The organism is Pelagimonas varians (assembly GCF_003208435.1).
Taxonomy (GTDB): domain Bacteria; phylum Pseudomonadota; class Alphaproteobacteria; order Rhodobacterales; family Rhodobacteraceae; genus Pelagimonas; species Pelagimonas varians.
On record NZ_QKMF01000006.1, the window covers coordinates 93,296 to 107,704 of the forward strand.

Below are 14,409 nucleotides of genomic sequence, written 5' to 3' on the forward strand. Positions count from 1 at the left end.
CCTATCGGGCGGCGCGGCAATTCGCCAGTTGGCCTTTGTAGGTCACGGCGCGTTGCCCGACTTCGGATGAGACACGCAGCAACCACGATTTTGAATTGTAGGTGCCGCGGCGATAGCCCCCGCGCCCTTCGTGATAGGCAAGGTATTGCTTACGCGCGTCCCACAGCGGAATGCCAAGCTGTTCCTTGGTGTCATTCATGTACCACCCCATGAAGTCTGTCGCGTCTTTGATGTTGTCACGCTTGGCGCTACGGCGGCCTTCATCAGCCAGATATTCTTTCCAAGTGGCATCAAGTGCCTGACTGTACCCAAAGGCTGAACTTTGGCGACCTACGGGAATCACACCCAGCTCATAGCGCAGCGGTGTGCGCGCATCCGAGATGAATTTGCTTTCCTGATAGATGGTTGCCATCTGCACATGCACTGGCACGCCCCATTTACGCTCTGCCGAGCGGAAGGCCCTGTAATAGTTTGGACGCTGCTTTAGAATTTCGCAGGCGTTGTCTAGATTGCGCGGTGCTTTGCCCGAACCGCCCCCCCCACAGGAGGCGACGAGTGTTAAAATCACCATTGCGCGAAGCCACTTGCTCATATGCCTCTAGCTCTTTTTCTTTTGTTATTTTGAGGTCAGTCTACCGTATTCACGCCCCTATGAAAATCACATTTCCACTAGGGTATGGAATCCCGCAGATAGCGGGTGTATCACCGCAACTCGGAGGCACTGCACAGTGTGTTTCCCAGAAATAATCCCCAATCGTTGGACAAGTAACGTTGTTTTTCGGTAACCTAGGGGGGCAAAGAGGCGGATCATGTTACATCAACGCGCGAAATATCACCTTGGCCAGGTTGTTCGGCACCGTAAGCATCCGTTTCGGGGCGTGGTGTTTGACGTCGATCCCGAATTTGCCAACACGGACGAATGGTACGAAGCGATTCCAGAAGAGGCGCGTCCTATCAAAAAGCAACCTTTCTACCACTTGTTGGCTGAAAACGATCAAAGCTTTTACGTGGCTTACGTGTCAGAACAAAACCTTGTGGCTGACTATTCTGGCGAACCTGTCGATCACCCAGATATTCCCGATCTGTTCGGGGCTTTCGAAGATGGTAGCTATGAGCTGCATTTCCAACTGAACTAACGTTTGGGGGCGGTGGGATGCTACAGTGCATCCTCCACCAGCTTCAAAAACGCATCAACATTTTCGTGGGTTTGCGCCCAATCGCAAACCAGTCGTGCTGTGACCAGGTCATCGTCAGCTCCGGTTTCCGGATCCATCAGAATATAAACAGCCCCTTGTGCCAACAACGTGTGATGCACATGGCGGGGCAGGCGGAAAAACAGCAGGTTGGCGGGCACTTCGGTGACAATGTCTATCCCCAGACGCTGCAACCCATCAAATAGACGGCTGCATGTGGCGTTTGAGCGGTTGGCAAGGTCACGCCAAAGATCGTCTTGCAAAAAGGCCTGCATCTGCGCTGCCAGATACCTGTGTTTGGAAAACAGATGCGCGCCGCGCTTGCGTCTGAGTTCAAATTCACGGGCGCGTTTGGGATCAAAGATCACCACGGCCTCGACCCCCATCAAACCGTTTTTGGTCCCACCAAAGACCGCGACATCGACCCCCAACTTCCATGACATTTCTGCGGGTGTGCATTGCAATGCGGCACAGGCTTGGGAAAACCGCGCGCCATCCAAATGAACGGGCAGGTTGTATTCTTTTGCGACGGAGCAGAGGCCCTGCATTTCAGCCAGCGAATAAACATTTCCCAGTTCGGCGACATTGGTAATCGACACCGCGCCGCGTTGTGGGCCATGCACACCGCGATTTTCTTCACCCTCAATAGCCTTGCGTAAAGCCACAGGGGACATACGGTCGCCGCCGGGCACCAAAGTTAGCTTGGCGCCGCCGGTGTAGAATTCCGGGGCGTTGCATTCGTCTTCGTGGATGTGGGCGCGGTCAGAACAGAACACAGTTTCGAAGGGTTGGCACAGCACAGACAGTGCCAGAACATTGGCGGCAGTGCCTGTCGCGACCAAATAGACTGCAGCGTCAGGGGCTTCGAACAAGTCACGAATTTGCGCTGTTACAGAAACCGTCAGATCATCTGCGCCATATGATTTTGCATAGCCGTCGTTGGCCCGCGTCAGAGCGTCCAACACAGTAGGGTGCACAGGGCCGGAATTATCAGAGGCAAAAAACACTAGATAGGCTCCTCGATGATGTGGTCTTCCCAATCCTCATCGGCAATTTCGTATTCGGACACAGTTTGCCCGCGCATACTGATCCCTGCCTGATGAACGCTGTCCGGTGTGCCCGATATTAGCGGATGCCAGTCCGGCAGGGATTTACCATTCCACACCAGTTTGTAAGCACATGTTTCCGGCATCCAATACAGGTTCTTTTTGATGTTGGATGGACGCAGAACGATACATTCTGGGACAAATTGATGACGGATATTATATTGGGAACAAAGACAGGTTGCATCGTCCAACAACCGGCAGGCAACGCGGGTCAGGGCAACTTCGCCCGTGTCTTCGTCCTCGAGCTTGTTCAAGCAGCATTTGCCGCATCCATCGCACAGCGCTTCCCATTCCGGACCGCTGAGTTGGTCCATTGGTTTGCGTTCCCAAAACCGCTTTGCCAATCCGGCCCGATTAATGGGGTCGCTCATACTGCTGCCAATATTGTGCGGGCTTGAACGCAATCCGCATCCATCTGCGTGATCAAGGCATCCAATCCGTCGAATTTGAGTTCAGGTCGTAAATAATCGACCAAGGCGACGGAGAGGGTCGCGCCATATAGGTCGCCGGTGAAATCGAATACGAAAGTCTCGATGTTGGGCATGTTTTCCCCGAACATCGGACGCACGCCAACTGATGCGGCCCCGCGGTAATTGCCCTTGTGAGGGCCGTCCATTACCTCCACCAAAACAGCATAAACGCCAAACTTGGGTGGGTGCAGTCCATCAATCGACATATTGGCGGTTGGATATCCCAACTCGCGGCCCCGCTGTTCACCGCCGATCACCTTGCCTTCAATGCGGTGCCAATGGCCCAACTGTTCAGCAGCATCGCGCGGGCGGCCGTCGCTTAGCGCAGTGCGAATGGCGGTTGAAGACACTTGAATTCCTCCGGTTTCTAACAATTTAGCGATGGTTACACCAAAGCCCATCTCCGCGCCAAATTCCTTGAGGTTCGCCACGGTTCCTGATCGCTTTTGCCCAAAGCAAAAGTCGGCACCGACAACAACATGACGAAGCCCAAGTCCGTCTTGAATAACGTTTTGCGCAAATTCACGCGGTGTTAGCGATGCCAGTGCAGTGTTGAAGTTTAACTGAAACAAGTGGTCAACGCCCAGTTTGGCGAGGCGAGAGGCGCGGGCCTCGGCGCTCATCAGGCGAAACGGCGGGGCGTCGGGGGCAAAGTATTCGCGCGGATGGGGCTCAAAAGTCATGACACCAAGTGGCGCACCCGGCGCGGCTTGCCGTGCTAGTTCGATGACGGCCTGATGGCCGCGGTGCACACCATCAAAATTACCAATGGCGGCGCTGGCCCCGCGATCTTTGGAAGTGGTGAATTGGTAGTCTCGAATAATCCGCATAACGGTGGCTTATCCTTGCTTTTTCTTTTGTGCAAGCGCATCGCCAATGCGCTTGATACCGTCTTCGATGCGCTCAGTCGGGATGGAGCTGTAGCCCAGCCGGTAAAAGTTTTGCGGTCGGTTTGGCCCAGCAAAAAATGCGCCTCCCGGCTCAATCAAAACGCCCTGTTCACGCAAGTTGGCTGCAAACTTGCGTGTGTCGCACTCTGGCGGGGCCTGCATCCAAAGGGAGGACCCGCCATGCGCACCTTTGCCCGCGATCTCTAGTCCATGTTCGGCAATCGCGGCCTCCATCACTTTTCGGCGCTCGGTGAGTGCCAAGCCTATGCGCCGTACAAGGGCATCATAGTGGCCAAGGCTCAGAAAATAGGCTGCAGTCCGTTGAATGTGCCCGGGTGGGTGACGCAAAACGCTGGCTCGCAAGGCCCGTGCTTCGCGGATAAATTCAGCAGACCCGACCAGATACCCGAGGCGCAATCCCGGAAAAAGCGATTTGGAAAAGCTGCCAACATAGACCACACGCCCGTCTTCATCGAGACTTTTGAGAGCAGGGCTGGGAGGGGCCAAAAAGGACATCTCGAATTCATAATCGTCTTCTACGACAATCGCATCCAGTTCCGCCGCGCGTTTCAACAAAGCATCTCTGCGGTCGCGGGGGAGGGTGGATGACGTTGGGCATTGGTGGCTTGGCGTGGTGAAGATGACCTTGGTACCATCAGGAATATTTTCAGGTGGCAGACCTTTTTCGTCAACAGCCACCGGAGTGACCTGAGCCCCTGATTGGGTCAAAAGGCTGCGCAATTCCGGGTAACACGGATCTTCGATTGCCACCTTTCGGCCATCGCTGGCCAATAGCTGTGAGGACAGCCAGAGGGCGTTTTGTGCGCCAAGGGTAATCAGGATCTCATCAGGGCCGGCAATAATACCGCGCCGCGGCAGGCTGTGCCGGGCAATAAATGTGACCAGCTCGGGATCGTCTAAATCGAATTGGTCTTGGGTCAAAGAAGCAAAATCCTTTGCCCCTAAAGCCTGCATTGCGCAAAGCCGCCAGTTCGCGTGATCAAACAGTTTGGAATCGGTCTGCCCGTAAATGAACGGGTATCGGTAGCGGGACCAGTCGGCTGGCCTTGCCATCCCGATAGGGCGATCGATTGTATACCTACGGGACAGGGCCGAGTCCCAATCAACTTTGTCTTCGGTTGTTGAAAGCGGTCCAAAATCCGGCGGTTCAGGGGCGTTTTCACTGACGAAGTAACCGGACCGCCCCTTTGAGCTGAGGTAATCGTTGGCCTGTAGTTCAGTGTAGGCCAAGGTGACGGTAATCCGGCTAACGCCCAGATTTTTCGCCAATTGACGGGTTGAGGGGAGCTTTTCCCCACGCCTGAAACGGCCCGATAAAATGCCCTCCGCAACCATTTGCTGGATGCGCGATTGCAGCGTACCTTGACTGTTTTGATTTAAAAAGAAGGTCTCAACGGGTATAGCCATGGGGTTAGACTAAACTGGCTTTAAGTCAGCTTCAATCTGGATATATCGATTTATCCTGCCGGTTTGACCCGTTCGCCAAATATCGCGGATCCAACGCGAATATGTGTGGCCCCAAATGCGATTGCTTGCTCAAAATCGGCACTCATACCCATAGACAAGCCTTGCAGCCCATTGCGTTCCGCAAGTTTGCGCAGCAATGAAAAATGCAGGCTGGGTGTTTCTTCGGCTGGCGGGATACACATCAAACCCTTGATGGGCAGATCCAAAGCGCGGGCCTGAGCGACAAAGGTGTCTGTTTCCGCCGGCAAAATACCGGCTTTTTGTGGTTCTTCGCCTGTGTTGACCTGAATAAACAGTTCGGGGCAATGGCCGATCTCTTGGGCCAAGCGGGCAATTGCATTGGCCAGTTTGATCCGGTCAAGGGAGTGGATGGTATCGAACAAATCCATTGCCTGTCGCGCTTTGTTGCTTTGAAGCGGACCGAGCAGATGAAGGGAAATCCCGTCATATCGGGATTTGAAGTCTGGCCATTTTCCAGCGGCTTCTTGAACGCGGTTTTCGCCAAAAACCTTGTGGCCTTCTTTCAAGACCGCTTCGACACGGTCCAAAGGCTGTACTTTGCTAACAGCGATCAATTCAACATCAGATGGGGTACGGCCCGCTTTTTTGCAGGCGGCTTGAATGCGGATTTGGATGTCAGTCAGCGGCATGGTTGCTCTTTGATGTGTCGAAAGGTGAGGGGGTTTTTTGTATTCTTAGCTAACGGGCCAGTGCACAAAAGAAAAGAGCGGGCCGAAGCCCGCTCTCTCTTTAGCCAAGGTGGCTGGCGTCCTTAGAAGGACATTGCCAGACCCAAGGACCATGTGTCGTTGGTACGGTTGTCGCCGTTGTCTACTTCAAGACGCGAAGAGCCGTAACCGAACTGAGCTTCAAGACCGCCGCCCATGTCGTAGTCAGCTACAAAACCCCAACCGGAACCTGTCAGGTCTTCCAGACCCAGGAAGTTCTGGTATTCACCGTAGTTGGCGCCGATTGTCAGAGCGTTCATGCTGTAACCCAGAGCGATACCCCAATGAGTTTCATCGTTACCGGTGAAACCGTCGGTGTCGGCAGGGGACTCAGCGTATGTCGCCGCGGAGTAGTTCAAGATCGCTACGAGACCGTTGTTGAAAGTTGTTCCAACGCTGATACCCCAGATGTCTTCACGAGCGTTCGCACCGATCAGGCCAACGATGTCAGACAGCGAGTCATTGTTGGTGATTGTGATGTCTGCACCTGCATAAGCATCTTCTGCTGCATCGCTGTCACCAGCCTGGTAACCCAGACCAAGGTTCAGAGCCAGACCAGCAAGATCGGCAGTGTACTTAACACCAACACCCCAGATTGGGTCATAAACAGCGCCATCATCACCGGTCAGGCGATCGCCGTCGTGGATTTCAGCCGACAGGTAACCGGTGAAACCGCTGAAGGCGTAAGATGCTGTTGCGATCTGGCCGTCATATGCGCCGTCGAGGCCGCCGTTGCCGTTGTAACCCAGGTGCTCGTGATCGTCGTTGATCGAAGAGCCGATGATGGCTTCTTGCATGGCCGAGTCGAACGCGCCGTCAACGTCACCCATGGACAAACGACCTGCGCCGTATGCGATGAAGATGGATTCACCACCTTGGGTACGGTTGTTGAATGCGTTTGCATTCTGCGACTCGTCCAGATCGACAGATGCGCCGAATGTCAGGCCGTTGTCTGCTTCACCGGACATGGAGAAGGTTACGTCAACGTCTGTGTGGAATTCTGCATTGTCGTATGGATCACCACCGATGATACCCATTTCGGCGTAACCGGATACTTCTACGCCAGCAGCGAAAGCTGTCGAGGCGGTTGCGACCAATGCGGTGGTTGCAAGCAGGATGTTTTTCATTTGGTTTCCCTCGTGTGTTCTAAAGGCACTACCAGGCCGAACGTCCGGCCCTGATGTGTGTTCTATGCGCTTTCGGGACCCCAGTTTGCAAGCGATGTGAAAATGAGTGTGGGCAACAAGCGGATCAGTGATGCGCAATTGTCACAAGCATTTGGCCCCGGCGGGTTTTAGGCCGGGATTTGCGCAATATCCTGCCGATCTGGGCAGAATCTAATGGGTACATTGAATTGGGATATTGCCAAAACAATGACTGCTTGCCGCTTTGGGCCGCCTTGAGTATGCAAAGACAAACGAGTCCTAGGTGGGAGAATACAGAAATGGGCATGTCACGAATCTTGATGGGTGTCGGCCTGGCTATTGTATTGCTTGTTCAATCGGGATGTGGATTTGGCTCCAATCCTGGCACGACGTCAGTCGATACGCCGCCTGCCAGCGAAATTCTGGATGAAATCCAGTATCCAAATGGTGACGCACCAACCAGCACCGTTTGGGATCTGTTTGGCGCACGCGGCGATCAAGGTCAGATCGGTGCCGTGAACAAATACATCTGGAATGCATCGCTGGACACGTTGGATTTTTTACCCGTCCAAACGGTTGATCCCTTTACGGGTGTTATTACAACTGGCTTCGGAACGCCTCCGGGTGGTGGACGGTCCTACCGCGCCACTATTCATGTGAGCGATCCAGCGTTGGATGCACGGTCTTTGAACGTTGCTCTGATGACGAAATCCGGCCCGGCCAGTGCCGCAAGCGTGCGTGCGGTAGAGGATGCCATCCTGACCCGAGCCCGCCAATTGCGCGCGCAAGACAGCAGGCTTTAAGCCAGACTAAATAGTTTGAAAGACAGCAAAGGCGGGGAATGTCCCGCCTTTTTCTATGTGTGCCGGCTATTAGGCGTGCTAGTCTAGGACTGGGCGCGTATCCAATTGCGCCAATTTCTCTACCCATTCAAGGTGTTGCGGGAGGCAAATGCTTTGGAGGTCATATTTCGTCCGGACAAACTCCCGCGCATTTTCTCCCATACGTTGGCGGGTGTCTGCGTCTTCCAACAACTCACAAAGCCGGTCCGTCAGGGCGTCTTTGTCGAAGAAATCGACCATCCAGCCAGTTTCGTTTTCTGTCATGACTTCACGCACTGGCGCTGTGTCGCTCGCTAAAATGGCACAGCCCGCACTCATTGATTCGAGAAGGGACCACGACAGAACGAAAGGATAGGTCAAATACACGTGGGCACGACTGACCTGCACCATCGACAGGTAGGTCTCATAAGGGACACGGCCCATGAAGTGCACCCGGTTCCAATTGGGCGTCGAAATCCGGCCGCGCACCTCATCAATATAGATCTGTTTCCAAGTTTGGCCTTTAGGGGCTTTGGCACCATAAGAAACTTCGTCACCGCCCAACAAAACCACATGCGCATTGGGGCGTTTTTTCAAGATCTCGGGCAGGGCACGCATAAAGATGTGATAGCCACGATAGGGTTCGAGATTGCGGTTGATAAAGGTGATGACCTCATCGTCGCGGGACAATGTCAGGTCGTCAGAAATCTTGAGCGTCGCCGTCGGGTTAGGGCAAACCAGATCGGTATCAATTCCGTCATGGGCCACCGTAATCCGTGATTTCCACCGGTCGGGGAAAGTGTCGGCCTGAAACTGGGTCGGACTAAGACCGGCATCCATGACTTCTTCGTGCAGCCGGTTGTTCATATTCTTCATGCGGATTCGCAGCCGGTCCGCTTCGGGGTTTTTGCTGGGGAATTCCGGATCAAAGTTCAAATAGTCTTTGCCAGTCAGGTGATACAGCTCGCAATACAGGCCTAAACGGGCATTCGGCCATATGTCCTTTAGGAACATCGACTCGCCCCAACCGTGGTGGGCGCAGATCACATCGGGTTCGAACCCCATCTTTTTGAGCGCAGCTGCCCCCCGGTAACAAGATGTCGCGCGCAGCAGTTTGGTTTCGAAGTCAGACAGCCACGGATGTATCTTGGGGGTCGAGGCCCCTTTGATTTCATAGGGGATGACCTTGACACCCTGCCATGTGGTGGCCTGTTTGACTTTGCAGGTCAGGGCAACAACTTCGTGGCCTTGGGCCACAAGAGCAGGGGCCAGGTGCTTGTATTGGCCGGGAAAATTCTGGTGGATCAATAGGATTTTCATCCGCGCTGCCTCAACTGCTCTTTTTCTGGTATTTTGACACGATGGGGGCGGCTGGCCAATGCTTTGCGCCAGATTGTCTGCATTGGGTTGCCAAAAAGGCGCCTAAGGCTGGACGATTGCCCGCCATAAGCCTATCACAGCGGCCAAATCCGCCCGTCTGAGGAATAGATATGTCGCTGTACGACCCCGCCAAAACCGAACCAAAATGGCAAGCCGCCTGGGATGAGGCTGGCACATTCAAAGCCACAATGACGGGCGACAAGCCCAAATATTATGTGCTGGAAATGTTCCCGTATCCATCAGGGCGCATCCATATTGGCCATGTGCGCAACTACACGATGGGCGACGTGATCGCGCGCTACAAGCTGGCGACGGGTCATAATGTATTGCACCCCATGGGGTTTGACGCCTTTGGTATGCCTGCGGAAAACGCTGCGATGGCCATCGGCGGGCATCCCAAGACCTGGACCTATGAGAACATCGACACGATGGTCGGCCAGATGAAGCCTCTGGGCTTTGGCCTTGATTGGTCGCGTATGTTCGCAACCTGCGATCCTGAATATTATGGTCAGCAACAGGCGCTGTTCATCGATTTTCTGGCCAAAGACTTGGTTTATCGCAAAAATGCGGTTGTGAACTGGGATCCGGTGGACATGACCGTGTTGGCCAACGAGCAGGTCATTGACGGCAAGGGCTGGCGGTCTGGTGCCGAAGTCGAGCGGCGCGAGCTGACGCAGTGGTTCTTCAAGATCTCGGATTATTCCGAAGAGCTTCTGGATGCCTTGGACACGCTGGAAAACTGGCCGGCCAAGGTCCGTTTGATGCAGGAAAACTGGATCGGTAAATCGCGCGGTCTGGAGTTCGGTTTCGAGCGTGTGGACGGCGAAGAGCCGATCACCGTTTATACAACGCGCCCGGATACGCTGATGGGCGCGTCCTTTGTTGGTATTTCGCCAGATCATCCGATTGCCAAGAAACTGGAAGCGGAAAACCCTGAAATCGCAGCAGAAATTGCTGAGATGCGCAAAGGCGGCACCACGGCCGAGGCTTTGGAAAAGGCTGAAAAGCGCGGCGTTGATACCGGTATCCGTACCAAGCATCCGCTGGATTCCAATTGGGAACTGCCGGTCTGGATCGCCAACTTTATCTTGATGGACTATGGCACGGGCGCGATCTTTGGCTGCCCTGCGCATGACCAGCGCGACTATGAATTCGCATCAAAGTATGAACTGCCGATCGTTCCGGTGTTTGGCGAGGAAGAAATTACCGAAGCCTTCGTTCCCGCGAAAACCGAAAAGGTCACCTTCTTGCGCGGCTTTGCCGGCGCGACCGAACAGACCGGTGACGAAGCCGTGGATGCGGCCATTGCTGCCGCCGAAAGAGACGGGTGGGGCAGCGGTGTAACCAAATTCCGCCTGCGCGATTGGGGCCTGTCCCGCCAGCGTTATTGGGGCTGCCCGATTCCGGTTGTGCATTGCGACGATTGCGGTGTGGTGCCTGAAAAGAAAGAAAACCTGCCGATTGAATTGCCCGATGATGTGACATTGGACATTCCGGGTAATCCGCTGGACCGCCATCCGACGTGGCGCGATTGTGCCTGCCCGTCTTGCGGCAAGCCCGCGCAGCGCGAAACCGATACAATGGATACCTTTGTTGACAGCTCTTGGTATTTCGCCCGTTTCACTGCGCCGGACGCCAAGACGCCAACCGATATGGAAGCCGCGTCCTATTGGATGAACGTCGATCAGTATATCGGTGGGATCGAGCACGCGATTTTACACCTGCTGTATTCGCGGTTCTTTGCGCGCGCGATGAACATCACCGGCCATTTGCCCGATTCCGCGCGTGAACCGTTTCACGCACTGTTCACCCAAGGCATGGTGACCCACGCCATTTACATGACGACAGGCGAAGATGGCCGTCCGGTTTATCATTATCCAGAGGATGTTGAGCTGCGCGATGGCGGCGGTTTCCTCAAGGATGGCACTCAGGTCAAAATCATCCCGTCTGCCAAGATGTCGAAATCCAAAAACAACGTTGTTGATCCGGTCGAGATCATCAAAGCCTTTGGCGCTGACACTGCGCGTTGGTTTGTCCTTAGCGATTCTCCCCCAGAGCGTGATGTCGAATGGACTGCGTCAGGCGCGGAAGCGGCCAGCAAACACCTGAATCGCGTTTGGATGCTGTGCGACAAGATCGGCAAAATGCCTGCCGATTATGCAGGCCGCGACAACGAAGAGCTGATGCGCGAAATGCACAAGGCCATTCACGATGTGACCATGGCCATCGACAGCTTTGGCTTTAATGCGGCCATTGCAAAACTGTACGGCTTTGCATCGACGATTGCGAAATCCGACGCCGGAACCAACGAGAAGAAGCTCGCGATCAAGACATTGGCGCAGTTGATGTCTCCGATGACGCCGCATTTGGCTGAAGATATCTGGGCGCATCAGGGCGGCGAAGGCTTGATCGCAAATGCGCCGTGGCCGGTTGCTGACGAAAAACTGATGGTCGAAGACAGTGTGACCCTGCCTATCCAGATCAACGGCAAGCGCCGCGGCGAAATGAAGGTGCCGCGCGATATGCCCAAAGACGAGGTTGAAAAAGCGGCGCTTGCACATGAAGCTGTGGTAAAGGCCCTTGATGGGGGCCAGCCGAAAAAGCTGATCGTAGTGCCGGGGCGGATTGTGAATGTGGTTGTCTAATCGACGCAAATTTTTGGGAGGGCTGGCACTGGCTGGCCTTTCCCTGACAGCCTGCGGGTTTACACCGGTTTATGGTCCGCAAGGCGCAGGAAACCGGCTTTTGGGGCATGTGTCGCTCAAAGAGCCGGATTCGCGCGACAGTTACCAATTCAGCCGCCACTTCGAAGAACGGATGGGCCGTCCGACCAATGCCCGCTATGTTTTGAAGGTGGAACTAACCACGGATGAAATGGACATGGGCGGCACGTCTTCGGGCAATACAACCCGTTATCGGGTTAGCGGCGAAGCTGAATACAGCTTGGTTGAAGGCAAGGTTCAGCGGATTTCGGGCAAAACCGATGCATTTACGGGTTATTCAAATACGGGCTCGACAGTGGCAACAATTGCGGCGCGCAGGGATGCTTATGCGCGTTTGATGGTCATTTTGTCGGACCAAGTGATTGATGAACTGGTCTTGTCGGCCCCGGATTTGCCAGATCCCGATTCGTCTGAATGAAACTTTCCGCGCGCGATGCCAATGCCTATTTCAGCAAACCCAAGGCAGATGCCGCAGGGCTGCTGATCAGTGGGGAAGACACCATGCGTGTCGCGATGAAGCGACAAGAGGTGATAGCCGCACTGGTTGGCCCTGAAGGTGAAGCCGAGATGCGTTTGACCCGTATTCCGGGTGCAGATTTGCGCAAAGACGCGGCCTTGCTTTTGGATGCCGTCAAAGCGCAAGGTTTTTTCCCCGGTCCGCGTGTGGTTTTGGTCGAAGAAGCGACGGACGGCCTTTCCAAAGTGTTCGCCTCCGCGCTTCAAGACTGGAATGCGGGTGATGCCCAGATCATCGTAACAGCGGGCCAGTTGACGACCAAATCAGCCCTGCGAAAACTGTTCGAAAGCGGCACACGTACTTATGCGGCGGCGCTATACAATGATCCGATGGGCCGTGCCGAGATCGAAGCCGAGCTTGCCCGCGCCGGTCTCAAAGATGTCGGGCGCGAAGCAATGGGCGCGCTTGAGCTTTTGGCACGCGGCTTGACGCCGGGGGATTTTCGGCAGGTTTTGGAAAAGACGGCTTTGTATAAGCTGGGGGATGACACCCCGCTGACAGCCGAAGAGGTGGGTTTGAACGCACCTGCGTCGATCGAGGCTGAAATGGATCAGATTTTCCACGTTTTGGCCGAGGGCCGGACGGCGGAAATTGATCCCGTGATGCGCCGTTTGAATGCACAAGGCGTGACGCCGGTTTCCTTGCTTATCATGGGGATGCGCCATTTTCGGACGCTCTATACTCTCGCCTCGTCTCCGGGTGGGCCGGGACAGGGGGTCAACCGGTTGCGACCGCCGTTGTTCGGTGCCCGCCGTGACCGGATGTTGCGCCAAGCACAAGGTTGGTCCGTTGAACGGCTCGAAGATGCGCTAACCGTCTTGATGGAAACAGATCTGACCTTGCGATCTGCAGGTCAAAAAGCCCCCGCCGAGGCGCTTGTCGAACGCGCATTTGTGAGGTTGGCGTATCTTGCGCGTCGATAAGCTTGCTGGCAGTGTCGCCTCAAATTGAGGAGACACGAATGAGCTACAAGTTATTTGGTGCGGCGCAAAGTCGGACGTTCCGCGTGATGTGGATGCTAGAAGAGCTGGGCCAAAGCTATGAGCAACTGCCGGTTAAGCCACATGACCCTGCGCTGTTGTCAGTTAGCTCGCTTGGGAAAATCCCGGTTTTGCAAGACGGCGAAGATGTCATTCCGGACAGCACAGCGATCTTGACCTATTTGGCAGACAAACACGAAGCGTTGACTTCCCCTGCGGGAACAGCGGCGCGCGGCCAGCAAGATGCGATGACGTTTCGGATCTTGGATGACATCGAGACCCAGCTTTGGACCGCAGCGCGGCATAGTTTTGTCTTGCCCGAAGAAGACCGGGTTCCAGCCGTGAAAGAGACCTGCAAAAAGGAGTATTTGCGCTCTGTCACCAAGTTGATGGAAGACATGGATGGCCCCTATGTGATGGGGGAGAAGTTTTCAGTACCTGACATCATCCTGACCCACATCGCAGGCTGGGCTCTTTCAGCAAAATTTCCTGAGCCGCCTGAAGCGTTTGCAGCCTACTTAAAACGTACCCGAGGTCGGGATGCGTTCAAGGCGGCGCGCAATCGAGGGTGACAAAAAAGGCGGGGTCTTCCCCGCCTTTCGTTTAGTCTTTGTCAGTGACGTTTTCTTTGAACGCGACTTCAAAGGTGGCTTGTTGCTCGGGGCTTGCTGCGGACTGATGACCGTTTTTCCAGTCTTCATATGGCATGCCGTAATAGGCTTCGCGGCCCTGCGCTTTGTCCATGTCGATGCCACGTTCATTGGCGGCCTCTTGATACCAGCGCGACAAGCAGTTGCGGCAAAAACCGGTCAAATTCATCATGTCGATGTTTTGAACGTCTTTGCGGTCTTCCATCAAATGCTTGCGCAAGCGGCGAAAGGCTGCGGCTTCGATCTCTAGTCTTGTCTGGTCGTCCATTTGTGTTTCTCCCTTGGGTCTGGGCGTCAAAATTCCGTTCACGGAATTTG

General features: G+C 54.7%; 15 protein-coding genes. 6 read left to right on the top strand and 9 right to left on the bottom strand.

Annotated features, from left to right (window positions below):
• Position 1: 1 nt before the first annotated feature.
• On the bottom strand, positions 2–592 hold the full coding sequence (locus C8N36_RS09905) for a transglycosylase SLT domain-containing protein (protein WP_097803676.1): 591 nt from the start codon (positions 590–592) through the stop codon (positions 2–4).
• Positions 593–809: 217 nt separating this feature from the next.
• Here C8N36_RS09905 and hspQ point away from each other — a divergent pair, with 217 nt between their 5' ends.
• Positions 810–1,136 carry a heat shock protein HspQ gene (hspQ, locus tag C8N36_RS09910; RefSeq protein WP_097803675.1) on the top strand — a complete coding sequence of 109 codons (327 nt, stop codon included), beginning with the start codon at positions 810–812 and terminating at the stop codon, positions 1,134–1,136.
• Between the two features lie 20 nt (positions 1,137–1,156).
• Here the strand turns inward: hspQ and C8N36_RS09915 are convergent, their stop codons facing one another.
• From C8N36_RS09915 to C8N36_RS09940, 6 genes are all read right to left on the bottom strand, one after another.
• Positions 1,157–2,200 (bottom strand): threonine aldolase family protein, encoded by a 1,044-nt coding sequence (locus C8N36_RS09915; protein ID WP_097803674.1) that lies wholly within the window; start codon positions 2,198–2,200, stop codon positions 1,157–1,159.
• Positions 2,200–2,670 (bottom strand): YcgN family cysteine cluster protein, encoded by a 471-nt coding sequence (locus tag C8N36_RS09920; protein ID WP_097803673.1) that lies wholly within the window; start codon positions 2,668–2,670, stop codon positions 2,200–2,202. Before C8N36_RS09920 ends, C8N36_RS09915 begins: the two co-directional genes overlap by 1 nt.
• Positions 2,667–3,599, bottom strand: a complete 933-nt coding sequence (locus tag C8N36_RS09925; RefSeq protein WP_097803672.1) for a bifunctional riboflavin kinase/FAD synthetase — start codon at positions 3,597–3,599, stop codon at positions 2,667–2,669. Before C8N36_RS09925 ends, C8N36_RS09920 begins: the two co-directional genes overlap by 4 nt.
• A 9-nt stretch (positions 3,600–3,608) precedes the next feature.
• Positions 3,609–5,087 carry a MocR-like pyridoxine biosynthesis transcription factor PdxR gene (pdxR, locus tag C8N36_RS09930; protein ID WP_097803671.1) on the bottom strand — a complete coding sequence of 493 codons (1,479 nt, stop codon included), beginning with the start codon at positions 5,085–5,087 and terminating at the stop codon, positions 3,609–3,611.
• Between the two features lie 50 nt (positions 5,088–5,137).
• Positions 5,138–5,797 (bottom strand): YggS family pyridoxal phosphate-dependent enzyme, encoded by a 660-nt coding sequence (locus C8N36_RS09935; RefSeq protein WP_097803670.1) that lies wholly within the window; start codon positions 5,795–5,797, stop codon positions 5,138–5,140.
• A 122-nt stretch (positions 5,798–5,919) separates the two neighbouring features.
• Positions 5,920–7,002: a porin gene (locus tag C8N36_RS09940; protein ID WP_097803669.1), complete on the bottom strand. Its 1,083-nt coding sequence runs from the start codon at positions 7,000–7,002 to the stop codon at positions 5,920–5,922.
• A gap of 317 nt (positions 7,003–7,319) precedes the next feature.
• Between C8N36_RS09940 and C8N36_RS09945 the strand changes: the two genes are divergently transcribed.
• Positions 7,320–7,823 (top strand): DUF3576 domain-containing protein, encoded by a 504-nt coding sequence (locus tag C8N36_RS09945; protein ID WP_097803668.1) that lies wholly within the window; start codon positions 7,320–7,322, stop codon positions 7,821–7,823.
• Positions 7,824–7,901: 78 nt separating this feature from the next.
• Here C8N36_RS09945 and C8N36_RS09950 read toward each other — a convergent pair whose 3' ends face one another.
• Positions 7,902–9,161, bottom strand: a complete 1,260-nt coding sequence (locus tag C8N36_RS09950) for a glycosyltransferase family 4 protein (protein WP_097803667.1) — start codon at positions 9,159–9,161, stop codon at positions 7,902–7,904.
• Positions 9,162–9,331: 170 nt separating this feature from the next.
• On the opposite strand from C8N36_RS09950, the gene leuS reads away from it, so the two are divergent.
• The 4 genes from leuS to C8N36_RS09970 are packed head-to-tail and all read left to right on the top strand — an operon-like array spanning position 9,332 to position 14,013.
• On the top strand, positions 9,332–11,866 hold the full coding sequence (leuS, locus tag C8N36_RS09955) for a leucine--tRNA ligase (RefSeq protein ID WP_097803666.1): 2,535 nt from the start codon (positions 9,332–9,334) through the stop codon (positions 11,864–11,866).
• The gene (lptE, locus tag C8N36_RS09960; RefSeq protein ID WP_097803665.1) at positions 11,853–12,362 is read left to right on the top strand and encodes an LPS assembly lipoprotein LptE; all 510 of its coding nucleotides are present in this window, start codon (positions 11,853–11,855) and stop codon (positions 12,360–12,362) included. The genes leuS and lptE overlap by 14 nt, the downstream gene beginning before the upstream one ends.
• The gene (gene holA / locus C8N36_RS09965; RefSeq protein ID WP_097803664.1) at positions 12,359–13,384 is read left to right on the top strand and encodes a DNA polymerase III subunit delta; all 1,026 of its coding nucleotides are present in this window, start codon (positions 12,359–12,361) and stop codon (positions 13,382–13,384) included. The genes lptE and holA overlap by 4 nt, the downstream gene beginning before the upstream one ends.
• A 38-nt stretch (positions 13,385–13,422) precedes the next feature.
• Positions 13,423–14,013: a glutathione S-transferase family protein gene (locus C8N36_RS09970; RefSeq protein WP_097803663.1), complete on the top strand. Its 591-nt coding sequence runs from the start codon at positions 13,423–13,425 to the stop codon at positions 14,011–14,013.
• A gap of 31 nt (positions 14,014–14,044) precedes the next feature.
• On the opposite strand, the gene C8N36_RS09975 is transcribed toward C8N36_RS09970, so the two are convergent.
• Positions 14,045–14,359 carry a DUF1244 domain-containing protein gene (locus C8N36_RS09975; RefSeq protein ID WP_097803662.1) on the bottom strand — a complete coding sequence of 105 codons (315 nt, stop codon included), beginning with the start codon at positions 14,357–14,359 and terminating at the stop codon, positions 14,045–14,047.
• Positions 14,360–14,409: the final 50 nt, after the last annotated feature.

Bases quoted from the DNA above. Each gene is read 5' to 3' on its own strand.
- C8N36_RS09905 (WP_097803676.1), bottom strand. From the start codon at position 592: ATGAGCAAGTGGCTTCGCGCAATGGTGATTTTAACACTCGTCGCCTCC.
- hspQ (WP_097803675.1), top strand. From the start codon at position 810: ATGTTACATCAACGCGCGAAATATCACCTTGGCCAGGTTGTTCGGCAC.
- C8N36_RS09920 (WP_097803673.1), bottom strand. From the start codon at position 2,670: ATGAGCGACCCCATTAATCGGGCCGGATTGGCAAAGCGGTTTTGGGAA.
- C8N36_RS09925 (WP_097803672.1), bottom strand. From the start codon at position 3,599: ATGCGGATTATTCGAGACTACCAATTCACCACTTCCAAAGATCGCGGG.
- pdxR (WP_097803671.1), bottom strand. From the start codon at position 5,087: ATGGCTATACCCGTTGAGACCTTCTTTTTAAATCAAAACAGTCAAGGT.
- C8N36_RS09935 (WP_097803670.1), bottom strand. From the start codon at position 5,797: ATGCCGCTGACTGACATCCAAATCCGCATTCAAGCCGCCTGCAAAAAA.
- C8N36_RS09940 (WP_097803669.1), bottom strand. From the start codon at position 7,002: ATGAAAAACATCCTGCTTGCAACCACCGCATTGGTCGCAACCGCCTCG.
- C8N36_RS09945 (WP_097803668.1), top strand. From the start codon at position 7,320: ATGGGCATGTCACGAATCTTGATGGGTGTCGGCCTGGCTATTGTATTG.
- C8N36_RS09950 (WP_097803667.1), bottom strand. From the start codon at position 9,161: ATGAAAATCCTATTGATCCACCAGAATTTTCCCGGCCAATACAAGCAC.
- leuS (WP_097803666.1), top strand. From the start codon at position 9,332: ATGTCGCTGTACGACCCCGCCAAAACCGAACCAAAATGGCAAGCCGCC.
- lptE (WP_097803665.1), top strand. From the start codon at position 11,853: ATGTGGTTGTCTAATCGACGCAAATTTTTGGGAGGGCTGGCACTGGCT.
- holA (WP_097803664.1), top strand. From the start codon at position 12,359: ATGAAACTTTCCGCGCGCGATGCCAATGCCTATTTCAGCAAACCCAAG.
- C8N36_RS09970 (WP_097803663.1), top strand. From the start codon at position 13,423: ATGAGCTACAAGTTATTTGGTGCGGCGCAAAGTCGGACGTTCCGCGTG.
- C8N36_RS09975 (WP_097803662.1), bottom strand. From the start codon at position 14,359: ATGGACGACCAGACAAGACTAGAGATCGAAGCCGCAGCCTTTCGCCGC.